This window comes from Mesorhizobium sp. M4A.F.Ca.ET.022.05.2.1 (assembly GCF_003998845.1).
Lineage (GTDB): Bacteria > Pseudomonadota > Alphaproteobacteria > Rhizobiales > Rhizobiaceae > Mesorhizobium.
Map to the genome: position 1 here is coordinate 44,580 of NZ_RZOJ01000002.1, position 23,366 is coordinate 67,945.

Annotated in this window: 26 protein-coding genes and 2 pseudogenes; 17 read left to right on the forward strand and 11 right to left on the reverse strand. The window is 59.9% G+C overall.

The features are described 5' to 3' along the window. The first annotated feature begins 5 nt into the window (after positions 1-5). Genes EN745_RS00625 through EN745_RS00635 form a run of 3 tightly spaced genes read left to right on the forward strand, consistent with a single transcriptional unit; the run spans position 6 to position 1,590 of the window. Positions 6-569 carry a hypothetical protein gene (locus EN745_RS00625; RefSeq protein ID WP_189362914.1) on the forward strand — a complete coding sequence of 188 codons (564 nt, stop codon included), beginning with the start codon at positions 6-8 and terminating at the stop codon, positions 567-569. Between the two features lie 34 nt (positions 570-603). Next, a complete protein-coding gene (locus EN745_RS00630) occupies positions 604-1,047 on the forward strand; it encodes a hypothetical protein (RefSeq protein WP_245487575.1) in 444 nt (147 codons plus the stop codon). A gap of 12 nt (positions 1,048-1,059) precedes the next feature. Then, complete coding sequence (locus EN745_RS00635; RefSeq protein WP_245487576.1) at positions 1,060-1,590, forward strand: hypothetical protein; 531 nt, start codon at positions 1,060-1,062, stop codon at positions 1,588-1,590. Here EN745_RS00635 and EN745_RS00640 read toward each other — a convergent pair. The 3 genes from EN745_RS00640 to EN745_RS00655 form a co-directional block, all read right to left on the reverse strand. After that, positions 1,542-1,835 (reverse strand): hypothetical protein, encoded by a 294-nt coding sequence (locus EN745_RS00640; RefSeq protein WP_127420299.1) that lies wholly within the window; start codon positions 1,833-1,835, stop codon positions 1,542-1,544. The genes EN745_RS00635 and EN745_RS00640 overlap by 49 nt on opposite strands. Positions 1,836-2,317: 482 nt before the next feature. After that, positions 2,318-2,491, reverse strand: a complete 174-nt coding sequence (locus tag EN745_RS00650; RefSeq protein ID WP_245487577.1) for a hypothetical protein — start codon at positions 2,489-2,491, stop codon at positions 2,318-2,320. Positions 2,492-2,600: 109 nt separating this feature from the next. Beyond that, positions 2,601-3,158: a recombinase family protein gene (locus tag EN745_RS00655; protein ID WP_127420302.1), complete on the reverse strand. Its 558-nt coding sequence runs from the start codon at positions 3,156-3,158 to the stop codon at positions 2,601-2,603. 312 nt (positions 3,159-3,470) lie between these two features. On the opposite strand from EN745_RS00655, the gene EN745_RS00660 reads away from it, so the two are divergent. Then, the gene (locus tag EN745_RS00660; protein ID WP_189362915.1) at positions 3,471-3,932 is read left to right on the forward strand and encodes a hypothetical protein; all 462 of its coding nucleotides are present in this window, start codon (positions 3,471-3,473) and stop codon (positions 3,930-3,932) included. Here the strand turns inward: EN745_RS00660 and EN745_RS00665 are convergent. The 4 genes from EN745_RS00665 to EN745_RS00680 all read right to left on the reverse strand — a co-directional run bounded on the left by EN745_RS00665 (position 3,887) and on the right by EN745_RS00680 (position 5,824). Continuing rightward, positions 3,887-4,183 (reverse strand): DUF2285 domain-containing protein, encoded by a 297-nt coding sequence (locus tag EN745_RS00665; protein ID WP_127420304.1) that lies wholly within the window; start codon positions 4,181-4,183, stop codon positions 3,887-3,889. The genes EN745_RS00660 and EN745_RS00665 overlap by 46 nt on opposite strands. A gap of 129 nt (positions 4,184-4,312) precedes the next feature. Then, positions 4,313-5,101, reverse strand: a complete 789-nt coding sequence (locus EN745_RS00670; protein WP_127420305.1) for a hypothetical protein — start codon at positions 5,099-5,101, stop codon at positions 4,313-4,315. 141 nt (positions 5,102-5,242) lie between these two features. Next, on the reverse strand, positions 5,243-5,599 hold the full coding sequence (locus tag EN745_RS00675) for a DUF2958 domain-containing protein (RefSeq protein ID WP_210213719.1): 357 nt from the start codon (positions 5,597-5,599) through the stop codon (positions 5,243-5,245). Between the two features lie 9 nt (positions 5,600-5,608). Beyond that, positions 5,609-5,824 (reverse strand): hypothetical protein, encoded by a 216-nt coding sequence (locus tag EN745_RS00680; RefSeq protein ID WP_127420306.1) that lies wholly within the window; start codon positions 5,822-5,824, stop codon positions 5,609-5,611. A 707-nt stretch (positions 5,825-6,531) separates the two neighbouring features. On the opposite strand from EN745_RS00680, the gene EN745_RS36670 reads away from it, so the two are divergent. The 12 genes and pseudogenes from EN745_RS36670 (at position 6,532) to EN745_RS00740 (ending at position 18,268) form a co-directional block, all read left to right on the forward strand. Further along, entirely contained in the window at positions 6,532-6,819 is a 288-nt protein-coding gene (locus tag EN745_RS36670) for a PilZ domain-containing protein (RefSeq protein WP_127420324.1), read from the forward strand. 217 nt (positions 6,820-7,036) lie between these two features. Beyond that, positions 7,037-7,477, forward strand: coding sequence for a MucR family transcriptional regulator (locus tag EN745_RS00690; RefSeq protein WP_127410395.1), 441 nt, complete (start codon positions 7,037-7,039; stop codon positions 7,475-7,477). A gap of 469 nt (positions 7,478-7,946) precedes the next feature. Next, on the forward strand, positions 7,947-8,645 hold the full coding sequence (locus EN745_RS00695) for an antitoxin Xre/MbcA/ParS toxin-binding domain-containing protein (RefSeq protein WP_127420307.1): 699 nt from the start codon (positions 7,947-7,949) through the stop codon (positions 8,643-8,645). 657 nt (positions 8,646-9,302) lie between these two features. After that, complete coding sequence (locus EN745_RS00700; RefSeq protein ID WP_127420308.1) at positions 9,303-10,457, forward strand: porin; 1,155 nt, start codon at positions 9,303-9,305, stop codon at positions 10,455-10,457. A 364-nt stretch (positions 10,458-10,821) separates the two neighbouring features. Further along, positions 10,822-11,068, forward strand: a pseudogene (locus EN745_RS36675) (hypothetical protein); the annotation flags it as partial. Between the two features lie 537 nt (positions 11,069-11,605). Beyond that, positions 11,606-12,163 carry an FMN reductase gene (gene msuE / locus EN745_RS00710; RefSeq protein ID WP_127420309.1) on the forward strand — a complete coding sequence of 186 codons (558 nt, stop codon included), beginning with the start codon at positions 11,606-11,608 and terminating at the stop codon, positions 12,161-12,163. A gap of 167 nt (positions 12,164-12,330) precedes the next feature. Then, a pseudogene (locus EN745_RS00715) lies at positions 12,331-13,652 on the forward strand (LLM class flavin-dependent oxidoreductase). Between the two features lie 70 nt (positions 13,653-13,722). Then, positions 13,723-14,652, forward strand: coding sequence for a TauD/TfdA family dioxygenase (locus EN745_RS00720; protein WP_127420310.1), 930 nt, complete (start codon positions 13,723-13,725; stop codon positions 14,650-14,652). A gap of 29 nt (positions 14,653-14,681) precedes the next feature. Beyond that, positions 14,682-15,773 (forward strand): ABC transporter substrate-binding protein, encoded by a 1,092-nt coding sequence (locus EN745_RS00725; protein ID WP_127420311.1) that lies wholly within the window; start codon positions 14,682-14,684, stop codon positions 15,771-15,773. A 1-nt stretch (position 15,774) separates the two neighbouring features. Continuing rightward, complete coding sequence (locus EN745_RS00730) at positions 15,775-16,617, forward strand: ABC transporter permease (RefSeq protein ID WP_127420312.1); 843 nt, start codon at positions 15,775-15,777, stop codon at positions 16,615-16,617. Next, positions 16,614-17,438: an ABC transporter permease gene (locus EN745_RS00735; protein WP_127420313.1), complete on the forward strand. Its 825-nt coding sequence runs from the start codon at positions 16,614-16,616 to the stop codon at positions 17,436-17,438. Before EN745_RS00730 ends, EN745_RS00735 begins: the two co-directional genes overlap by 4 nt. Next, positions 17,435-18,268 (forward strand): ABC transporter ATP-binding protein, encoded by an 834-nt coding sequence (locus tag EN745_RS00740; protein ID WP_127420314.1) that lies wholly within the window; start codon positions 17,435-17,437, stop codon positions 18,266-18,268. The genes EN745_RS00735 and EN745_RS00740 overlap by 4 nt, the downstream gene beginning before the upstream one ends. A 259-nt stretch (positions 18,269-18,527) precedes the next feature. Here the strand turns inward: EN745_RS00740 and EN745_RS00745 are convergent, their stop codons facing one another. From EN745_RS00745 to EN745_RS00755, 3 genes are read right to left on the reverse strand one after another with little or no spacing between them, the layout of a single operon-like run. After that, positions 18,528-19,358 (reverse strand): ABC transporter ATP-binding protein, encoded by an 831-nt coding sequence (locus EN745_RS00745; RefSeq protein ID WP_127420315.1) that lies wholly within the window; start codon positions 19,356-19,358, stop codon positions 18,528-18,530. Continuing rightward, a complete protein-coding gene (locus EN745_RS00750; protein ID WP_127420316.1) occupies positions 19,355-20,137 on the reverse strand; it encodes an ABC transporter permease in 783 nt (260 codons plus the stop codon). The genes EN745_RS00745 and EN745_RS00750 overlap by 4 nt, the downstream gene beginning before the upstream one ends. An 8-nt stretch (positions 20,138-20,145) precedes the next feature. After that, the gene (locus EN745_RS00755) at positions 20,146-21,558 is read right to left on the reverse strand and encodes an ABC transporter substrate-binding protein (protein WP_127420317.1); all 1,413 of its coding nucleotides are present in this window, start codon (positions 21,556-21,558) and stop codon (positions 20,146-20,148) included. Positions 21,559-21,882: 324 nt separating this feature from the next. Here EN745_RS00755 and EN745_RS00760 point away from each other — a divergent pair, with 324 nt between their 5' ends. Further along, entirely contained in the window at positions 21,883-22,692 is an 810-nt protein-coding gene (locus EN745_RS00760; protein ID WP_127420318.1) for a Crp/Fnr family transcriptional regulator, read from the forward strand. 19 nt (positions 22,693-22,711) lie between these two features. Here EN745_RS00760 and EN745_RS00765 read toward each other — a convergent pair whose 3' ends face one another. Next, on the reverse strand, positions 22,712-23,239 hold the full coding sequence (locus tag EN745_RS00765; RefSeq protein ID WP_281034757.1) for a HEAT repeat domain-containing protein: 528 nt from the start codon (positions 23,237-23,239) through the stop codon (positions 22,712-22,714). Positions 23,240-23,366 lie beyond the last annotated feature (127 nt).

The following is a 23,366-nucleotide window of genomic DNA, read 5'->3' on the forward strand; positions in this document are numbered from 1 at the left end:
GGAACATGGCGCTGGTTCGAGGGCAAGTTCTTACCGCCAACGACCAGATGCAGGAGGTCTGCAATTATATGGGCATCCTCTTCCTGACCATGGCCCGCCCCAGCGACCTCAACAAAGCCGAATTCGATCATTTCGACCTGGAGAAGCTGGTCTGGCATAAGCACAACACCAAGGGTATCCAGCTGTCGCGCTCGCTCTACGAATACGCCTACCGCTCTGTGCCGATCCATTCCCGGGTTGCCGACATGGTGCAGGCCCAGCGCCTGCGCTGGCCGGAAAGCAGGCTGCTGTTCCCATCGCACACCGACCAGACCCAGCCCCGCGACAATTTCCGCAAGGGGCTCGAGCGGTTCAAGGCCCTCCCTGGGGTGCCGGCCTATTTCCAGCTGTATGACCTCAAGCGGATCGCCATCTCGCTGATGCTGACCGGCCAAGGGGTGTCGCACGAGGCCATCTCGCATTACGTCGACCACAAGGGAAACCTCGAAACAACGATGATCTATGATCTCGGCCTCGTCGACCCCCTGCGTCCCGTCACGCAAAAGCTGGGTGACCTCCTTGGCATCTGAGTGCTTGACGTCATTTTTGGGCTGTGGCGCAATGATGGGCGCCGATGTCTCGGTGCACAATCCACAACAGAAAGATCGGTTTATGGAAGCGATGCAGGCGCTGGTGCTGACCAGCATCCAGTTGCGCGACATGCTGGCGGAGGCCGCAAAGCAAGGAGCAGCGCTCGCAGTCCAGGAACTTCGCGCCGACCTTCGCCAAGCGCCGGAAGACGTCACGCTGCAAACGCTTCGCAGGTACCTCGCTGACCCTGCTTCTGTTGCCAATCCGCATGAACATTGGGCCGACAGCGGCGTCATCCGCCGGGTTCAATCCGCGGCAAGTGGCAAGCCCAAGTCCACGGCATGGTTCATGAAGTTTCAAAGGCAAACCGGCCTCAATCAATGTGCGACCCGGCAAAGTCCCGCCTACGGCCGGCGGCGAGAATGGACATTTGCGGACATCAAGCTGGCATGGGATGCTTATTACCGAAGACGGTAGGGGACGGTGGAAGTGGCAATTGAGGAAGGCAAGTATCCGGGCGAGTTGGCGTCTCCGCAGCAGATTCATGAACTGGCTGAGGAATACCGAAAGGCGGCACACCAGCTCCTTCCCCTCGGTCGGGCCGGCAAACCCCTCACCCGAGCGCCGTTCAGATTGTCGGCAATCCACGCGATCGAACTTTACCTGACCGCATTGTTGCTCCACCGCGGGTACAATCCCAGTCAGATCCGAAAGATGCACCACGACTTGTCGGCGCGGACGGAGCACACCACAGCGGCAGGGCTCCGCCTTCGTGCGAAGACTGCCAAACACCTCCAGTCCCTCAGCCAGAACCGGGAATACCTCGTCACCCGCTACGGGCCGGAAATGTCCGCGACGGCCTCGCAGATCAACCGCCTTACCGCCACCCTTGAAGAGGTGGCGGTAAAGGTCACGGTATTGATCGCCAAATCCCCTAGGCAGCAGGTAGACCCAGTTGCTGCCGAAGAGGTTCAAGTTCGAGACTTGGCAGCCTCGTTGTCTGCGTCGCCCGCCAGTTGAGCGACGTGAGGCATTAGAAATACATCAACGAGGTAGGCGGCGTAGTCCAATGAGATCGGCAGCATGGATGCGGTGATTTCGTTGTCGATACAACTCTCGGCATCCCAATAGCTTCGAGTCAGTTCCTCGTTGGCGGGCTCCATCCGCTCGATGATCCTTTCAAAAGCGGCGTTAGCGGCATCGATAAGCACTGCACGGTCGGGTCCTGTGACTGGCAGGGACGCAATAACGGCATGGGTATCCATGACGGCTGTTTCCTTGATGGAAGGGCGGTCTCTTGCCTCAGCATTTTCGGTCGCCAAGCCGACGCTGGTTCTTAAGGGGGTGGCTGGTCGAGGCGCCAGGCGCCACCTTATGCTCACATGCGCATCGGCAGGATACTCGGGAATCTCGGCGAAGCAATCCAACCGCCTCATGAAAGATTCATGATCCTTTGCTAAAGGCCCATTCGGGGGGAAGTTCAATGGACGAAAATGGACCGTACAGGGAAGCGTATCGCCTTGAGCGCATCGTACGCGGCGCAGCCAGTATCATCGTGACTTTCTATTCAGCCAAAGAGGCACGGACGATCATCCCCAGCTTGAATGATAATTACCGGTTGATGCAGGGTGACAGGCAGATCTGGCCCAGCGAGGGTTCATCCGAACGTCATCGCTAGGCCGCAGGTTAGCGAAGCCGACTTCGATCGCCTAGAAAGGCCTCCTGGCCGGTTTCGGCCGGGCATCTTTTAGCTGTCGGCAAGCGCCAGTTTCGACCGGATCGCGCTGATCGCGTTCAGGATGGCATCCGCGGCATGAACGTCGAGAGCAACATCCAGGATACCTTCGGTCGTCCGTATCGACAGGATACCGAGAGTGCCTTGCTCATCCTTCACGGTGCCGACGTGGATTTCGGTTGGCACGAAAGGCCTTGCCTTATCCGTCCGCTTCATCGTTCACCTATGTTAAGGCGTGAGACACAATGGCTGAAACGGGTCGCGCGTTCAAGCGGCCTTGGGTTGTGGCCTCAATTCATCTTAGATGTTGCGCCTGCAGTCGGGAAATCGTGCTGCCGCTAACCTTGAACGAGCTGGCCACTGCGCCTTTCGCCTCCCCGGCTGCCAGCCGTGCCAGCGCTTCGACACGTTGCTGCATGGACAGTTTCGGTTTGCGGCCAAATTTGACCCCCATCGCCATAGCGCGGGCGCGGCCGTTCGCCGTGTTCTGCAAAATCCTGCGGCGCTGCCATTTGGCCGCCCATCCCACCAGGAATAAGACCAGGTCCGACATTTCCGAGGTGGTATCGATGAACGGCTCGTCGAGGAGCCGGAGCCCGGCGCCAGCCGCCGTCACGGTTCGCAAGATACTGAGCAGGTCGAAGGGGTCGCGGGCCACCCGGTCGCTGACGACGGCATAGACTACATCGCCTGCCTTCAGGCCTCGCAGCAGGCGTTTGAGTTGCGGCCGGTTAGCGTCCTTGCCGCTTTGCTTTTCAAAGAAGATCCGCTGACAGCCTGCAGTCTGGAGCCGATCGATCTGCGCGGTTAAGTCCTGCGCTTCTGTTGAGACTCGCGCATATCCGTACTTCATTCACATGCGCCTGCCTGTTGCTTCAAAACTCACGACATTTGCAAGAGCCGTTACGGGGAAGTTTTTGCCTCGTTTTCGGCTTATCTGTCAGCTACTTTGCTCAAAACTTGAGCAGAAAAGCTCTCCGCGCGCGATGTGGGAGGCGTGCGCAAATGTCGTGAGTTTTGGTTAGAGGATCGGGAATCCCTTCCTCAGCAAGCAGGTGCTTCCTTGTCCCGCAGAGCCGCCACTGCCCGCCTCTTGGGTGGTCCTTCTCTTAGCGTGCACTTTCGTCGCCTTAGCAACCTTCGAAGTTGGCCAACTGCGTGTCTTTTGGCGCTCGCGATAGGGGGCTGCTCCGACGACAAACCCAAGCACATCACCATGGATGCCTCTCACATCCCGCTGGCTGATATCCAAACCCCAACCGTCATTGCGCAGGCCCGCCTCGACACCAATGCCGCAATCACCGGCATCGACGCCGTGGCCGGCGGCGATGCTCCGATGTCGGTCGCCGATATCGAGAAGCGGTTGAAGACATTGGGGTTTGCGGTCAAGGTCAAGAAAGGCAACTTCCCATTGTTCTTCGGCCATGCCGATGGCGTTCAACACGGGACCATCGACCCGGAGGGGCGGTCGACGATCTCAGCCGCCAAGGCGTATTCGCAGGGCGGACGAAACATTTTCGAAACCCTCCGGGTCGAGATGATTTTCAACCATGTGGAAGTGATCGACGACCAGGGCAGCAGTCATCGGAGAGCTTCCGCCGGCAAACTGGAAAAAAGCTCTTTGTAGCCAATCGTCATCATCCAGTTCGCCCGATCGAGATGGCTGCGGGCGGCTCTGCGAGCTCGTTCCGGCTCAAGTTCAGGATCGATGCCGAGGATCTCCAGTGCCATTTCCTCGTAACTCGCATTATCCGCACCGGCGTCCAGGAACTGCATATAGGTTGTGAAATGCTCCCTGTCGTATGTGGTGAGACTATCCGACCACGGGACTTCGGTCGGAACGGCTGTGTCCGACGACTGGCGTGATTTGAATTCCATCGACATCTCGCTTTCAGTCAGGTGCAAGCCCACCCCACACGCCAGAGTAGCGCCAATCGGGACGCTTTCAACCCCTCTGGCTTTACTTGGGAATTCGATCGGCTGGACTCGGTCGATCTCGCCTGCAGGTTATTCACGCGCAAGAACGGCCAGCTTTTTGTCGAGCTGGGGATCGGTGTAGCCTTCCTCCAGAACCCTTAGGATCAGCTTCATAGCGGCTGCCTGCATGCCCCCGCGGTCGTCCTCGGGCAGGAGATCAAGAACAATTGCAATAGTGGCCGGATCTTCGGAAACGAGCGACGGAACCAGTTCCTCATTAGGGGTGATCCTCTCCGTGCCGATGATATCGGCCACGATCGGCAGATAGAATTTTCGGACATGGTCCTTGTGATAGGTATCCGCCCTCTCAATCTTTTCTAACTTTTCGGCGTCGCCTGAAAACGCCTCACGTAGGGCCAAGACGACCGCATCGCGGATTTGGTCAGCCTTCACCGCTACCTCTTTGGCCGGCCCGCCGACACTCACGGCAAATTGGATGAGTTCATCGAGGCTTTGCCGGGCTTTATGCAGGTCGCCGACTGTCATTGGCGAGGGCAGATCCCCAATGTCCTTTGCGAGAGCGGTCAGTAAGCCTTGGGCCAACAGGAACTTGTCGTGGTCGGTCTTCCTGGCTTCAGAAAGCTCTTCTGTCGAAACGATCCGCCTGGACGGCCCAAAATATGGGTTGTTCCATCGTTTGATCAGATAGGCTTCGCGCGCACCGGGGCTGTCCGACCATTCCAGTTCGTCTTTTTCAGCTAAATGGGTCCGTCTGGGCTCGCCTTTAGCTCCATAGACCGCATATTTGACGGCCTCTAAGCCGGCGGCCTCCCGCTCGGCAGGGGTCTTGGCCTTGCCCCACTGAGCCCCGAGCCGCATTGCATGCCGCGCTGCGGCTCTTGGACGGCTTTGGAGCTGCCATTGCTGGCGGGTATCCCACATAGTCGCGAAGCGCGCGCCCTGGCGGTTTCGCGACTCAACGCCGTCCCGATGGACGGCGTTGACCGACGCCGGGTGCGTCTACACCCGGATACGCCCGAGTCGCCGAGCCTCGCTGGCATAGACCGACAGCGGCTTGTCCGCGTCGAAATACAGGTCCCGCTCAACCGGCAGGCCAAGTTGCCCGCGCAGCGCGAACAGCTCAGAGAGGCTGACGTTGCCCATTTCCGGGCAGCCAAGCCCGAGATCACAGAGGCCAAACGCGACATCCGGGTTATCCGGGTCGATTTCGGTCAGGAGCCAGGTCGCGCCGGCGTCGGGGGTGAACAGCTTGACGACCGGGACGAAGTCGATTTCGTGTGCGGTCCCGCGGAGGGGCTGCTGCTGGCGACCATTCGCCAGCAGCTTTTCCCGCAGACTCTGGGTGAGGATCTGCACGGGCGCCTCCTACTCGTCGGACTTCGGTGCGCGGAGGACAACGCGGCCGTCGATGGGCAAGGCCTCGAGGAGGAGCGCGCCGCCCTCGCCGTCGTCATGGGCGAAGAAGGAGCCGATGCGGGTCCAGAAGCCCTTCTGGCCTTCCTTGCCGTCGCGTACGGTATAGGCGTGGTAGAGCGGCGATTTCGGCTCGGGTTTCGTTTCGGAGTTACGTCTGTTGGTCATGGTCTTTTCCTTTGGTTGCTGGTTTCTGTCCCGGAGGACGGTTCCAAAGGAGACGGCGCACTGAGCCGGCTTGTCCCCAACACGGGAGCGCAGCGAATGGAGCGGGCAGGAACAGGAAAAGACGGCTGGGCCGGATAAAAGGAACGTCATCAGCTCCGGGCAAGACAGCAACAGGAAAGGCCGTTAGCCGACAGACAAGGGCAGAACGTCAAGCCGGCTTGACGCCAGAGCGTCACATCAGACGACAACGAGCCCAGGAACTTTCGCCATGGAGCAGCTGCCACGTGTAGCCATGGAGCTGCGCGTCGATCAGGCCGCCCCTCCCGGTCCCGGTTGTCGTGAGATGCATACCTGCGGCCCGATGCGGTTCGAAGGAGGTGCAACCGGGAATGAGAAGCTCCGGCAGTCTGCTGGGCCATGCTGCAGGCATGGTGCAGGCTTAAAATCGCGATTAGGCGAGGCAAGGCAAGAATACGTTCGTCATCCCGTGCGAGACGAGATTGCCGTCAATCGAAATATCCTTTTCGATTCCGTGCGCGGAACAGGAAGTGAGTAATGCAACTCACAATGCAACTGTAATACTAGCGTCTCTTTCGGTCATTGCTACCCGACGACAGTAATGTTACCCGGTATTTCGCGAGGTGACCTCCGGCTGCGCAGGCTGGCTGTGGGAGGACGTGAGCCGATCTTACCTTGATGGGTGTTCTATGCATGGGGGAAAAGAATCCAGGGAGCAGCGGCGTCGGCGCGTTCTCAAAGGAGCGTCCATTCTCACAGGCATTTCAAATTCGGAAGTCAAGTGCACCGTTCGCAACATGCATTCGCAAGGCGCGGAGCTGCAAGTGTCAATTGACGCGCGCGTTCCAAATGAATTCCTTCTTTACATCCCGACTGATGGGGTAGGTTATAAGGCGGTGGTCCAGTGGCGCCGAGGGGACAAGCTCGGAGTTATGTTCTTGGGCACAGAGCCTAAGCCACATTGGCACTACGGTTGAGTGTGCGACCGGCTTGAGCCTATTCCAGCCAAATAATGGAAACAGGATTCTTTGCACCCTCAACCGTGCGACGTAGACCACGACGTGACCTATCCTCAGTAGAAAGTCGCGAACGCTGCGAAATTGCGCGTGTAGAGCTCTTAGCCAGAATATTCGCATATTGCACATTCCGGATTTGGCGGGTATGGGAATCTGGGGGGAATTGAGGAGAACAAAGATGTCCCTGGAATCAGGCAATAATCTCATCGAACTTACTGCTGATATCGTTTCCGCTTATGTCCAGAAGAACCCGGTGCCGGCATCTGGATTGCCGGATTTGATCGCTAGTGTGAATTCGGCATTGTCTAATATTGGAAATGCAACTCCGCCTGAAGCGCCTAGCCTAAAGCCGGCAGTTAATCCCAAAAAGTCGATTTACCCGGATTATATCATCAGCCTGGAAGACGGTCAGAAATACAAGTCACTTAAGCGCCACCTTGCAGTCAGGCACGGCATGACGCCTGATGAATACCGGACGAAATGGGGATTGGCAAAAGATTATCCCATGGTCGCCCCGAATTACTCGGCAGCCCGATCAGCGCTCGCGAAATCGCTAGGCTTGGGGAGAAAGGCGGCTCCAGTCAAAAAGTCTTCCTCGAGGCGCAAGGCGAACGCCTAAGGCATGGACAGACTAGGTCGGAGCTTTTGGCCCGAGCAAAGAATCACCGCAATCACATCGACGCCGCCCACGATTGGCGTACCTCACCAGAACAAGGAAAGTCATAAGGGGAAGACGGCGTTCTCGTTTCTCTCTCGTAGGGAGAAAAGATAGACCGTAAAGCAATATAATTTGGTAAAAAATGGCCGCGAATGCGGCCCTTTTTGTTGGTAACCTTGGTCGTTCCCTCGGAAGAAGGTCTTTTCGGCCGCCTCTGTCGCGCAGCCGTCACAATTCGCACCTAAACGAAAACCGATGCGTCCCGTGACTGACATTTCGGGACGCCTTGACAGTCAGTTGGGGATGTCAAAATGCAAGACAGCAACCTGTCGGGTCGCTGCATCTGCGCTGCCATTTTCGCTTCCCGCTGTAGCCGTTCAAATCTCGGCCGCAGCCGGTGACGGGAGCGAGGGGCGCGCAAGACAGTTACATGACCAGATTTCAAAATCGAACACACGGGGTCTCGCAGGATGCCTTGGCAGACCTGGTGGCGGAAGCCGTGCAACAGGCCCTGATCCAGCACGGCATTGTTCTCGACACACAAACTCTGGTTTCAGTCAGCGCCATCGCCGGCAGCCTCGCCGCCTCCGTCCCCTTCCTTCCACAAGCAAAGCGACTCGCGATCGGCTCTTTCAAGGGCGAATGCGCTGCGCTCGCCCCGGAATTCTTCCGGAGATTGGGGGAGTTCGCACGCGGCGGCTCCGCCGGTGCCAATCGCGCGGATGATGGCGCGATGCCAGCAATCGCAGCACCCTCATCAGCGAAGCGGACAAACGATCTGCAATCGGCGCTGATTGAGGACTGGGCGGGCGAAGTCGCCGGATCGACCTTTCTGGAAGAGCATTTCCGCATACCGCGCTCGACGCTGCATCGCTGGCAAAGGCGCAATGAGGTTATTGCCTTGCGCAAGGGCGGCCGCAAACATGTCTTCCCGCTCGCCCAGTTCGTCGACGGCAGACCGGCATCGGGGATTAGCGAAGTGATGTCGGCAATCGGGAATCCACGGCTGGCGTGGTTCTGGCTGACGCGCCCTTCGCCGCAACTCCACGGACGCATTCCGATCGAGGTGCTCAAGCAGGACATGGTATGTGACGTCGTGTCGGCTGCCCGCAAATTTTCATCGACTTGAGCTTCTTCCCCGGGCCTATGCCGTCGCTGCAGCTTCCGGCACACGCAAGAACAGGAAGTTCAACGTGATGTTCCACGGCACCTTCAGCCTTGGCATCGTGTAAGCTGGCACGATCCCATCCTGCACTGAGCGCCTCTTTCTGGTATGGTGGCCGATATGGGGCGTGTCGGCGAACGGCAGCGCCAACGCCGCACAATCCCGAGCTTCGGACAGATGGCTCTAAAGAGATAGGCGCTCTCTTAGCGCTGGTCAGTGCGCTGGTCAGTCGGATGGCGGCAATGCCTCGGGTTTCTTGAAAGGTGAGCGCGCAGAGTGCGAATCCCTTTTCCGCCCAACATGATATTCTTCATAAAATCCTCTAAATCGGTTTAGTGAATATATAGTTCAAATCTAAATTCGTGTTTCACTCGTGCCAGTTGTTTAATATGTGCCATTTTCATGTAGAAAACGTGATATTTGCGCAACAATACTTTCATAAGATTCCAAAAGGCCTGCTTCGAAGACAATCTCTGTTGAACGCCGCCGCGGGTTGGGCCATGTCGGGGGCGAAAGGGCGGCGCGATGCGCTTCTTTTTCAATAGTTGGGGATGGGGTGGCAACGCTGCCCTTCAGCAAAGAAATCAAACCCGTTTTAACTTTTGTCTGGAGATCTGAAAAATGAACATCAAGAGCCTTCTTCTCGGCTCAGCTGCGGCCCTGATCGCAGTTTCCGGTGCCCGCGCCGCCGATGCGGTGACCGTCGCCGAGCCGGAGCCCGCTGAGTACGTCAAGATCTGCGACGTCTACGGCGCTGGCTACTTCTACATTCCCGGCACCGAAACCTGCCTGCGCATCGGCGGCTATGTCCGTTACGACATCGCCGGTGGCGACATCGGGTCGTTCGATGGTGCTAAGAACGTCGATCACCAGGACGGCTCCATCCAGGACACCTGGAAGAAGAATGCCCGTTTCTCGCTGAGGACCTGGACCGGCCAGGAAACCGAACTCGGGACTCTGAAGACCTACACCGAGACCCGCTTCAACTTCGGCAACCGCAACGCTACAGCATCCGTCGTAAGGGGCGTCGTCACCGACAACCCCGCCGTCAACAAGGGCGTTACGCTGAACTTCGCCTGGATCCAGCTCGGCGGCCTGCGTGTCGGTAAGGACGAATCGGCCTTCGATACATTCATCGGCTATGCCGGCAACGTCATCAATGACACGCTGGTTCCCTATGGCGATTTCGACACCAACGTCGTCCAGTATTACTTCGACGCCGGCAACGGCTTTTCGGCGGTGGCTTCGCTCGAAGAGGGATCCGGCACTGTTGGCACGATCGACAGCTATGTTCCGCACGTGGTCGGCGGCGTGAAGTACACACAGGGCTGGGGCGCGATCAGCGGCGTCGTCGCCTACGACAGCAACTACGAAGAAGTGGCCGGCAAAGTTCGTCTGGACGTCAAGCCGATAGACAACTTGTCATTGTTCATCATGGGCGGCTACGGCACCGACGACAACCTCAACGATGATGCGGGCAACGTCATCGATGCTCACGGTCGCGGCTTCTACAAGCAGTGGAGCGGCAACTGGGCAGTCTGGGGCGGTGGTACGTATACCATCAACGAGAAGACCTCGTTCAACGCCCAGCTCTCCTATGATGAAGGCAAGAACTTCGGAGTCGCAGCCAACATCGCCTATGAAATCGTCAAGGGCTTCAAGGTCACGGCCGAAGTCGACTATCTGCATGTTGGCGATGACACCGTCACCAACTGGACCAAAGCCGACAAGAAAAACAACATTGGGGGCATCCTCCGCTTCCAGCGTTCATTCTAACGATCACCCCTGAACCACAGCGTTGGCAGCACGCGAATGCGTACGCGGTGGCTTCCCAACCCAGCCTGCGCTGGCTAATGGGATACAGAAAACAGATCGGCGGTAGTTAGGTCTTCGCCCCCCATGACCCAGCATGCCGGCCGATGCGAAGGGCGCCCTTGAAGAGGCGCCCTTCGCACCCTTGGCAATCGTCCCGATCCCGCCGCTCTCGCCGCGCCATTTTGGCCAGAAAGATTATTGCAGGGGCAAGAAGCGCCTGGCGCTCAGGGTAACGTAGCGTCTCGGTTACCATCACATCGACGAGGAACGAGCAATCATCTCCAACAACTGATCCAACGCCGCCGGCGCAGCGATGGAGGATGGGGACGGCTTCAACGTCATGCCGCCCCTATCTGCAGGGCGGGTTCGACGTGTTCGCCGAGGAGGTGGTGCCGATCTTGCGCCGGCGCGGACTTTCCCGGCACGACTATGAGGGGGCAACGCTGAGGGACCATTTCGGTCTGCCGCGCCCGGATAACACATTCAGCCAACCACAAAAGGCGATCGCCGAACTGTCATCACATCGAGTCAGGTCCGCGACTGACAATTGGGCAGCCAGCGGGGATCAGTAATGCAAGACGGCAATCTATCGGGGTCGCATTCTTTCCTTTTATAGCCATTCAGCTATCGGCCGCGGTTCGGCAAGGAGCTCGGCCAGTAGGCGGTTGAACGACCAGATCTCCAAAACCTGCTGGACGGAATTTCGCGGGAAACGTTGGCCGGCTTGGTGGCGGATGCAGCACTGCCGTCATTCCATGCCGCACGGCTACTCGTTTTCCCAGCACGATCGCCGGCAGCGTGCCGCCGCGTCGCCACCATGTGGTCTGCCGGTCGAAGAACAACAAAGAGAGGCCGCGTAACGGCCTCCTGATCGAGATCCGACCTGCTCTTATGCCAATCACGCTGAACATGTGCCTGCGTAAAGTGTCGAATTGGTTGAGCGGAAGGGGCCCACCCGATGCTTCCGCTCAGCATCGAATGACCCCATTATAGCCGACGTTCCGCAAACTCCATCCGATTGGCGGCTTCTTTTTGAAATCTGCTCCCTCTCTTAATTCGACCAAGTCGATAGAGTTTGGTGACACAGACCGTTATGAGGGAGCCGGCAAATGTCGAGCAAGTTAGTGTTAGGAATATCGGGCAATCTTACCCGCCCTTCAAAGACAAGGGGGTTTGTTGACCACATAGTCGGACAAGTAGCGAAGAAGATTGGCGCATCCTCAGCTACTTTCGACATCCAGGATTTAGGCCCTTCCTTTGCGCACTCCAAGCGGCTTGGCGACCTTGATCCGTCGGCCAGAAACATCGTCGAGCAATTGTCTAGCGCCGCTGTCCTGGTGGTCGGCTCGCCGACGTTCAAAGGCAGCTACACTGGACTGTTCAAGCATTTCTTCGATCTGCTGGAGCCATCCTCGCTTAAAGGAAAGCCAATTATCCTTGCGGCGACTGGAGGCGGAGAACGTCATTCCCTCGTCGTGGAACATCAGCTTCGGCCGCTCTTCGGCTTCTTCGAGGCATTGACCATCCCGACAGGCATCTACGCGTCCGACCGCGACTTCGCCGATGGCGTCATCATATCCGAAGCCATCCGCAACCGCACGGAACAAGCCATATTCGAAGCGTGTCGGCTGGTCGCAGAGACGGGCAACGTCAGCCTGGCCGCCTAGGCATTGTGCGGCCGAAAAGGACGGCGCCGGGAACTTGTTAGCCACGCCGCCGAAATCCACGCCGATCGTCCGCTCCGGCAAAGCGCCGTGCTTCTCGTGAATTGTCATCGTTGCTGAAAAGGAGACTGAAGGTGAGCAAGGTTGGGAAGCTGCGGCTTGGCGCCTTTATGTATCCAGCTGGCCACCATGTGGCGGCATGGCGCCACCCGGACACCGCCGCGGATGCGACGACGAGCCTCACGCAGCGCATCGCATTTGCCCAGGCGGCAGAACGCGCGAAGTTCGACCTGATCTTCCTGGCGGATGGGGTCGCGGCCCATACGGATGATCTCAAATCCCTCTCCCGGACCGACGAATGGGCCGTTGGTTTCGAGCCTCTGACGCTGCTGTCGGCACTTGCCGTCGTGACGGAGCGCATCGGCCTGGTGGCAACAGCCTCCACCACATTCAATGAGCCGTTCAACCTAGCCCGCAAATTCGCCTCGCTCGATCAGATCAGCGCCGGCAGGGCCGGCTGGAACCTCGTGACCTCGTCCAATCCACTCGAATTGGAGAATTTTGGCAACATCAGCCAGTTCGCCCATCAGGACCGCTACGCACGCGCGGAAGAGTCCGCTGATGTCGTGCTCGGCCTTTGGAACAGCTGGGAGGATGACGCCTTCCTGCGCGACAAGGATAGCGGGCTCTTTTTCGACCCGCAGAAACTGCATATCCTCGGGCACCGCGGACGGCATTTCCGGGTGCGCGGGCCGCTGATGGTCTCGCGCTCGCCGCAGGGTCACCCGGTCGTCGTCCAGGCCGGCTCTTCCGAGGCGGGCAAGGAGTTGGCGGCCCGCACCGCGGAGGTTGTCTTCACCGCCCAGCGGACGCTCCCGGAGGCGCAGAGCTTCTATGCCGACCTCAAGGGACGGCTTGAGAAGTATGGCCGCCATCCCGATGATTTGAAGATTATGCCGGGCGTCTTTCCAGTGGTCGGGCGAAGCGAAGCCGAGGCCCGCGAAAAGTTCGAGGAGATCCAGTCGCTGATCCATCCCGACGTTGGGCTGGAGCTCCTGTCGAACCTCTCCGGCGGTGTCGATCTTTCCGCCTATCCCCTCGACGGGCCGCTACCGGACCTGAGCGAGACCGAACGCGGCAAAAGCCGCCAGCAATTGATCATCTCGCCCGGCGAGAAAATCTCACCATCCGTCAGCTCTACGAGACCATCGCCGGGGCGCGCGGCCATTGGCAGCTTGTCGGGACAGCTGAGACCATCGCGAACGAGCTCGAAGAGCGCTTCAACAAGGGCGGCGCCGACGGCTTCAACATCATGCCGCCGACCGTGCCCGGCGGGCTCGACGATTTCATCGAGCTGGTCATCCCCGAGCTGCGCCGCCGCGGCCTGTTCCGGACCGAATATGAGGGCCGTACCCTTCGCGAGAATCTCGGGTTGAAGCATCCCGCTCATCGTGCCCCTCACCGCGAGCCCGGCAGCCAGGCGGCCGAGTAATCCATTCCCAGTCAACTAACCCGGCAAAGGGCCGAGCCACGCCGGCGGCCCGACCAAGGAGCAGTCCCTCATGACCACATCAACCCAAGCCACCGCATACGCATCCTCGCTGACGATCAAACCGGTCGCCGGCCGGATCGGCGCCGAGATCGCCGGTATCAAGCTTTCGGGCGACCTTACCGACGAGACGATAGCAGCCGTCAATGCCGCTCTGCTGCATCACAAGGTGATCTTCTTCCGCGACCAGGATCAGCTGACCGATGCCGAGCAGGAGCGTTTTTCCAAGCGCCTCGGCAATCTCGTTCCACATCCGACCGAGCATGTACGCAACGGCACGACGTCGATCCTTGAACTTGACGCGTCACGAGGTGGCCGCGCCGATGCCTGGCACACTGACGTCACCTTCGTCGACGCCTACCCCAAGATTTCGATTCTGCGCGGCGTGACCATTCCCGAGGTCGGCGGCGATACGGTTTGGTCCAATACAGTGGCGGCCTACGAGAGCCTGCCACCGGCGCTCAAGGCGACCGCCGAACAGCTGTGGGCGACCCATAGCAATGCCTATGACTATGCCGCACAGCGCCCGCATGCCAGCGAGGCCGATCGCCGTCACTATGAAGAGGTTTTTGCTTCCACCGTCTACGAGACCGACCATCCCGTGGTGCGCATCCATCCGGAGACCGGTGAGCGCTCGCTCGTACTCGGCTCCTTCGTGCAGCGCTTCGTCGGCTATTCGAAGAGCGATTCCGAGCAGCTCTACGCCCTCCTCCAGTCTCATGTCCTGCGGATTGAAAACACGGTGCGCTGGCGCTGGCGAGCGAACGACGTCGCCATTTGGGACAACCGTGCCACCCAGCACTACGCCGTCAACGACTATGGCGACCGCGCCCGTGTCGTGCGCCGCACCACTCTCGACGGCGACGTCCCCGTGAGCGTCGACGGCCGCCACAGCGTCACCCGCAAGAAGCTAGTTCGCGACGCCGTCACCCGCGCCGCCTGACCCTTTCCCTCCAGCCAGGATCCTCACTCATGAAATTCGCGCATATCGCAGCCCTGATCGGCGGCCTTCTCGCCACCGCGCCCGCGTCGGCCGAGACCCTCATCCGCATCGGCTATCCTGGAACCGGCATCGACGACCGGCCCTATGCCTATGGCGACTACGTCGCAGTGGCCAACGTGCAGCAGCTCGTCGAAGCCGAGTTCAAGGACGTTCCAGACGTCAAGGTCTCCTGGACTTTCTTCCGCGGCGCCGGCCCGGCCCTCAACGAGTCGCTCGCCGCTGGACAGCTCGATTTCGCCGCCGGCCTCGGCGATCTGCCTTCGATCGTCGGCCGCTCGCGCGGCCTGCAGACGAAATATCTGGCCTCAGCCAGCAGCCATGATGCACTTTATCTCGCCGTACCCCCGGATTCGCAGCTCAAGACCGTCGAGGACCTGAAGGGCCATAAGGTGGCCCAGTTCCGCGGCACCAATTTGCAGATCGCCACCGACCGCGTCCTCGAGAAGCACGGCCTCACCGAAAAGGACATCCGCTTCGTCAGCCTCGACTCGAATGCCGCCACGGCCGCGCTTATTTCGGGCAATGTCGAGGCGTCCTTCGGCGGCTCGGAATATCTGGACCTCGCCAAGCGCGGCGCGGTCAAGATCATCTACTCGACCAAGAACGACGACCCGACCCTCGGGCGAAATGCCGGGCTTCTCGTCACCACCGAGTTCGAGAAGGCCCATCCTGAGTTCACCGCCAAGGTCGTGCGCGCCTTCGTCAAGGCCGCGCGCTTCGGCTCGGACGAGGCCAATCGCCAGGCAGTCTTCGAGCTCTGGTCCAAGGCTGGCCTGCCGGTCGAAAGCTTCGAGGCCGATTTCAAGGACGAGCGCCTGGCCCACCGGCTGTCGCCTGTCGTCGATGATTTCATCATCGCCCGCTACAAGGACCAGGCCGAGCGCGCCAAAGCCTATGGCCTGATCAAGAAGGACGTCGACATCGACAGCTGGTTCGAGACCAAGTACCTCAAGCAGGCGCTGGTAGACCTGAAGCTCGAGAACTACTGGTCCACCTTCGACGCAAAGGGCCAGAAAGTGACCGAGGGCGAGGTCGAACACACCAAGGCGGCGAGCAACTAGGATGGCCGCCGGCCTCAGCGCGACCCAGACCGGCCACGGGGACAGCACCGCAGGTGCGGCCCCCGTTCGCCGGGGCATTGTCCCGGCCGCCGGCATCCTGCTTCTCGGCCTCGTGGTCCCGCTTGGCCTTCTGACGGCCTGGACCGTCGCCGCTCTCCTTGGCCATTTGCCGGAGCAAATCCTGCCGCCGCCGTGGATCGTGCTCGACACACTGTTGGACGGCATCCAGGATGGCTCGCTGCTCTCCAGCACTGTGACGAGCCTTGAGCGCGTTGCGGAGGGATTTGCTGCCGGTGCGGCGGTTGGCCTCGCCTTCGGCACGGCAGTTGGCCTGTCGAAGACACTTCGCGAATTTGTCGGTCCGCTGTTCCTGGCCCTCAGCCAGGTCCCGACCCTCGGCTGGATGCCCATTGTCATTCTCATCGTCGGCATCGACGAAAGCCTGAAGATCGTCGTCATCGGTTGGTCGGCCTTCATTCCGGTCGTCCTGAACACGTCCCAAGGCGTGCGCGACGTTCCGGAAGCTTATGTGGAGCTGGGTCGTGTCCTTTCGTTCAGCCGCTGGTCGAAACTCACGACGATCGTGCTGCCGTCCGCCGTGCCGTCGATCTTCACAGGGCTGCGCGAAGGCCTTGCCAACGCCTGGCAGACGCTGGTTGCGATAGAGCTCATCGCGTCGTTCGAGGGGCTCGGATACCTGATGGCCTATGGCCGTCAGCTTTTTCAATTGGAACTCGTTCTTTCGGCCATGATCGTGGTCGGCCTGATCGGATTGGTGATCCATGGCCTGCTCACGCTCGCCGAAAACCATCTGCAACGCTGGCGTCCGGAGATCCCACGATGAGCCTGATCACGGTTGCAGGTCAGGAGCGGTTGTCGCACAGCGCTCCCATCGCACCGCCGCCCTTCCGCTTCATTGGCCGATATTTGCGGCCACTTGCGGTACCAATTGCGCTGCTCGCGATTTGGGAGTTGCTTGCCCAAGCCGGCGCTGCTGACCCGCGCTTCTTACCGTCCCTGGAAGAGGTGGTGGCCCGAGGCATGGCGGAGTTCAGCCGCGGTGGCCTCGGCTCCAATCTTCTGGCGAGCCTCGAGCGTGACCTGATCGGTTTTGTGTGTGGGAGTGTGGCCGGAATCGCGCTTGGTTTGGCGATCGGGTTTTCCCGTCTCTTCGAACGCCTTCTGGGGCCGGTGGTGCTGGTACACCGCCAGATCGCCCTCTTCGCCTGGGTGCCCCTCATCTCGATGTGGTTCGGCGGTGGCGAGGCCGGCAAGGTCGTCTTCATCGCGCTTGCGGCGTTCCAGCCGACCTTGATCAACACCTGGCAGGGGGTCTCCGGCATCCCGCGCAGCTATCGCGAGCTTGCTGAAGTGCTGACCTTCGGCTGGCTTGACTTCGCCCGGATCATCGCCATTCTGGGTGCGCTGCCGCAAATCTTCACGGGTCTTCATTCGGCGCTGATCTACGCCTGGACCGCGACGGTGGGGGCCGAGCTCCTGCTCAACATCGCGCCCGGCATAGGCGGGCGGATGAACGAGGGCCAGCACCTGTTCCACATGGATTTATTGCTGCTGTGCATTCTGCTGCTCGGCGGCGTCGGCGTGGTCTTCAATGTCATCGCCGGCGCTCTGGAGCATCGCCTTCTGCGCTGGAGAATCCCATGACCGGCCTTGTCGCCATTTCCGAACAGGGACGTGGTCAAAGCCACGCACTGGAGATCGCTGACGTCAGCAAGAGGTTCAGTGTCGCCGGCCGTCAGGTCCAGGCGCTGTCTCATATCCGGCTTGCCGTCGACGAGGGCGAGTTCGTCAGCATCGTGGGATCCTCCGGCTGCGGCAAATCCACCTTGCTGCGGCTCGTTCTCGGCCTCGACACTGACTATGACGGAGACATCCGGGTCGATGGGCACAGGGTGGACCGGCCGGGCCTCGACCGCTCGATCGTTTTCCAGGAGCACAGGCTTTTGCCGTGGCTCAATGTCGAGGCCAATGTCGCGGCGGCGCTGCGCCAAAGCGGGTTGGGTGCTGCCGAACGGGGCGAGCTCGTTCGCGACCATCTCCATCTCGTCGGCCTCGACCAATTTGCTAAAGCCTATCCCGCCCAATTATCGGGCGGCATGGCGCAGCGTGTGGCGATAGCCCGCGCGCTCGTCACCAAGCCACGCTTCCTGCTGCTCGACGAGCCGCTCGGGGCCCTCGACGCGCTCACCCGTCTGCGCCTGCAGGGCGAGCTTCAAAGGATTGTCCGGCACGAGGGCACGACCGCCGTGCTCGTCACGCACGACGTCGATGAAGCAGTCTATCTCGGAGATCGGATCGTCATCATGCATCCCCATCCTGGGCGGATCGCCACGATCCTGCCCGTCACCGATGCAGTGTCTCGCGACCGCTCCGATCCGAATTTCATTCGGCTTCGCGACGAGGTGTTATCCTGGCTCGGCGTGTCACGGACTGGAAACGATACTGACGCCGAACTCGCTCGCCACAGCGCCTGACCGCCGACATGGCTCTAAGCAGCGCCTTTGGCGTGCGGCAAGAAAAGCGAGATCGACCGGCGAGCCGGGCGCTGCACACAATGGTCAAGCTGGTCGAGGCGAAGGGGGCACAGCCTTGATGCTCAACTGCGTTGCCCGAAACACGGCATGAATGCAGTTCCAGACCCGATCTGTCTGTGGCCGGCTGTCCTCACATCCAGCTGCTGCTCACTGCCCTTTTTTGCCGATTGAACTACATCCAACGGCCTCGGGATCTCGATCATAAGCCCAAGGGAGAAAGCCGGGGCAAAGTATCCCCTCGCCTGTCGCTGTGAAGGAGATGCAGGCAATACTGTTTCAGGCGCACGAACTCGCCCGAGGCGATCATCTCGGTCATGCGCGGCCGCTCGAAAGGCACGGTGATTTCCTCGTGGATCCGGCCGGGCTGCGCCTGCATGACGACGATCCGGTCGGCGAGCAGCAGGGCTTCGTCGATATCATGGGTGACGAATAGGATCGTCTTGCGGAATTGCTCCCAGATATCGAGGAGCAATTCCTGCATTCGAAGCCGTGTCAGGGCGTCAAGCGCCCCGAAGGGCTCGTCCATCAGCAGCAGCCGTGGCTGGTTGATGAGAACACGCGCGATCTCGACGCGTTGCTGCATGCCGCCGGACAGCTGGCCGGGATAGCGCCCAGCAAAGCCGTTCAGACCGACGAGATCGAGCATTTTCTCCGCCTCGAGACGCCGCTGCGCGCGTTTGATGCCGCGCATCTTGAGGCCAAAAGCGACGTTGTCGCGCGCATTCTTCCACGGAAAGAGCGTGTGGTGCTGGAAAACGATACCGCGCTCCGGATGGGGGTCTTTTACGGGCTGTCCGTCGACCGAAAGGACGCCGACAGCTGGCTTGATATGTCCCGCCAAGGCGCCGAGCAGGGTCGACTTCCCACAGCCGGAAGGCCCCAGAAGACAGACGAATTCGCCGGGAGAGACTTCGAAGCTCGCATCAGTGACGGCTTCGAACGCACTGCTGCCGCGACCGAGCCGGATCGAAACATGATTGACCTCGATACGGCCCGTTGCCGCGCGAAAGCTGCGCTGATGGGTGGTCATTTGCTATCCTTCGTGTGCCATGGAAGAAGTGCTGCCCCTGCCGCTCGCAAGAGGGCGCTGCTTCCCATGCCGAACAGCCCGATCAGGATCATTCCGACGATGATTTCAGGATAGTTTTGCAGCGTGTAGGATTCCCAGGTGTAGTAACCGATACCGAACTGGCCGGAGATCATCTCGGCGGTGACGAGACAAAACCAGGACGTGCCCATGCCGATGACCAGGCCCGTGACGATGTTCGGCGCCGCGCCTGGAATAATGACTTCCAACAGCATCGCGGTCCGGGTGCTCCCCAGGCTCCGCGCAGAGGCGATCAGCCTGGGATCGACGCTTTCCACGCCATGGACGGTGTTGAGCAGGATCGGAAACAATGCCCCCGTGAAGGTGATGAAAATCATCGAGAGTTCCGACGACGAAAACATCAGAACCGCAAGCGGAATCCAGGCGACGGCCGGGATCGGCCGCAGGAGCTCGAGCGGGGCTTGCAGGAAATCCCCGAGCCACCGTGAGCGACCGATGACGAGCCCGAGGCCGATGCCGATCACGGCGGCGATGCCAAAGCCGGCCAGAACCCTTTCCAGGCTGCTCGAGACATGGGCAAAGAACTTGGGCGAGCGCAGGAAATCCAACGCTGCCGACACGACATCCACAGGCAATGGCACATTCTCGAACGTGACAATGCCGAGATTCAGTCTGAGGCTCGATGCCGTCTGCCAGAGAATGAGGCAGATGGCGAGGGATCCGGCCCGGCGCAACCAGCGCCCAAGGTGGAAGCGCGTCATGGTCAGCCTCAATTGCTGGCCACGATCGAGGCCTTGGCGGCAGCGAAATCCAGCACCTTGCCACTATGATCCCTGGCCCATTTCTCGGCGGTTTCCTTCAGCAGGAAGGCGCTGACTTCGCCGCCGTCGGCACGCACGAACCAGGCCTGATTGCCGAGCAGCTTGATGCCGCTTTCGCGGTCCTGCGCATAAAACACCCGGACTGGCTTGCCCTCACCTTCGATGGCCTTGAGCGCCTTGAATGCGTTCTCCGGCGACGCATAGTGTCGGACGAGCGGCTCACCCTGGACCCAGATCTCAGCAACGCGCTTGGGATCGCTGATCGCTTCACCGGAGGCAGCATCCTTGGCATTCAAAGGCAGCTGGGCATAGTTCTTGAGCGAGGCATCATAGTCGAGCCCAGACGCCTTGAATGCGGCCTTTATGAACCGGTCATCGACAAAGCTGTCCACGTCGAGCGACTGGTCGGTCTTTTTCAGGAGCCTCAAGGTGTCGATCGCTGTGGCGACAGCCTGGCGGTATTCCGGCTTCCAGGCGAAATCACGGGTCTGAAGCCCGAGCGGTCCATGGAACAGGTATTCGACCTCGGCTTCGACGCCCGTCACCTTGGCGATCAGCTCACTGTATTTCTCCGGCTCCTTGGCGATCAACTGATCGGCCTCGATTGCGGCGCGAAGATAGGCAACCACGATCTCGGGATATTTTTCGGCATAGTTGGCATCGACCAGGGCACCGTGGAAAGTGGGCGTCTTTGCCTGCGATCCGTCATAGATCTTGCGTGCGAAGCCGCGCCAGGGGAAGAGTTCGGCAAATGGGACAAAATCGGCATGCGCCTCGATCTGGTTTGCCTGGAGGGCCGAGCCGGCAACTTCAGGCGCCTGGGTGATGATCTTCACGTCGCTTTCAGCGTCCCAGCCCTGTGCCTTGACGGCCCGCAGCAGCATGCCGTGCGAGGTCGATGCGAATGGAACGGAGATGGTCTTGCCCTTGAGCTCCGAGAGCGACTGGATGGGCGAAGCGGTCGGCACGACAATGCCATTGCCGCTGCCGTTCACACTGCCGGACAGCACTGTGATGAACAAGCTCCTTCTTCCGGCCTTGATATGGGCGAGACCGTTGAACGAGCCGGGGAAATCCGCCATCACGCCGAAATCAAGCTTTCCGGCGATCTGCTCATTGGTGATCGGCGCGCCGCTCGTGAAGTTCTTCCACTGAATATCATAGGTGACGTCCTTATACTTGCCGTCGTGCGGCAGGTATTTGTCGAGCAGCTTCAACTCACGGATCAGCAATCCACCCGTGGCGGTATTGATGGTGGTGTCCTGCGTGCCGATCGCCACGCGGATGGTTTCGGCATCCGCGGCAGAAGCGAAGCCGGCCGCCATAAGGGCAAGGGCTGCCAAACGTGTGCGAACATTCATGGTCCTACCTCGTGATTTGATGCCGGCATTCGGCGGCTGAATTTGCCGACCCAGTGGCGATTGCCAAACCGCTGTCCCGCAAATTTATGTGACGGCCGGACTAAAGGCAGAAGCAATTACTTGCACGCTTTCTGGTTGGTTTTGATCCCAAGCGTCCGCGTCGGTATTAAATTCGTCTTGCTAAAACAAAAGGTTACGCTGCCGCCATTCGAAATGGGGACAAGAATCATCTAAGTCAGGCATGAAGTGCGCAATTATATTCCTTTTTTGTCTATCGAATTTATATACTTTTTACGCGTTTTCATGATGCGTAAGGAGCCGGATATGAGCCTCGAAATGCTTTCGACCGATTTCGAAGCTGAGCGTAGGAAGCATCAGCCGGTAATCGAACTGCCCGAGCAGGTCGTTCTTCCCGGCGATCGGGCGCTCTTTCTCAGCGAAAGCGTGGAAGGGCTCGACGACGGCGCGCATTTTCTCGATACCCTGACAACAGACGAGTGGGCGAAACTCAGGGCGCATGGCCGACGTCTCGCTTTTGCGACCGGTCAGGCGATCTTCACCCAGGGCGATAGGCACGGTGGCATTTTCATCATCGAAAGCGGCAAGGTGCACGTCTTCTACACGGCACCGTCAGGACGCGAAATCACCCTCGCCTACTGGACAGCGGGCCATTTCATTGGCGGCCCCGAAATGACCGGCGGTGGAATTCATATCTGGTCCGGAGAAGCATTGAGTGAATGCCGGATGCTGTTCATACCGGCCAGTGCGTTGAAGAAGCTCGTCGTCGAGCTTCCGAATTTCGCGCTCTGTCTTCTACAGGGACTTGCAGCGAAGGGCAGATGCTATTCGGCGATGGCTCAGATGCTCGGCACGCGGTCGGTGATCGAACGTTTGGCGCAGTTCCTGATGAATCTCGGTACCCTTCATGGCGTGCGCGACGGACGGGCAATCGTCATCAATGCCAAGGTGACGCATGACCAGATTGCGGCCATGGTCGGGTCCACACGCCAATGGGTGACGATGATGATGAAGCGCTTCCAGAAGGAAGGGCTGGTAACGGTGACACCACGCCACATCCGCATCGAACGTCCTCACAGCCTGATGGAAATGGTTTCGAAGCGCGCGGCGGGGTGAGACGGCGCTTCGGCTTCCACTAACCGAGCCGCGTTAGCGCCCAGCGAACGGTCTTGCGTACGTCCGGATCGGCGTCGCCGATATGCGCCATCAGAGCATCCCGCGACGATGGATCAGCGATTTCACCAAGTGCGGCCGCAGACTCCTTGCGCAGCGAAGCCATGTCGCTCGTCAACAGTTCGGAAATCTGCCGTACCGCCGATTGCGCCTTGAGCTTGCCAAGCGCATTCAGGCATTTTTGCCGAACCTGCCAGTATTCGTCGGAAAGGCCGTCGGTCAGTCCGTCGACGGCCGAGGTCTGGCCGATACGACCAAGCGATTCGGCCGCCGCGACCCGCACCTGCCAGGTCTCATCGTCGAGGGCAGCCGTCACGGCGGCCGCTGCGGCGGGCTGGCTCGTGAAGGACAGGGCGTTGACCGCAACGGACCGAACGGTGGCATCGGCATCGCGCGTCGCGGCGATGAGGGACGGCAAGGTCTCTTCCAGCTTGAGATAGGCAACGACGCCGAGCGCCTGCGCGCGCACATTGGCATCCTCATCCCGCATCGCCGCCAGAGCGGGGCCGAGTGCCCCACGCGAACGCAACGCTTTCAGCCCGCGAAAACCCGCAGCCCGGACGAAGGCGCGCCCATGACTGACGAGCGGCAAAATGGATTCAGCTGCCGCCGGATCC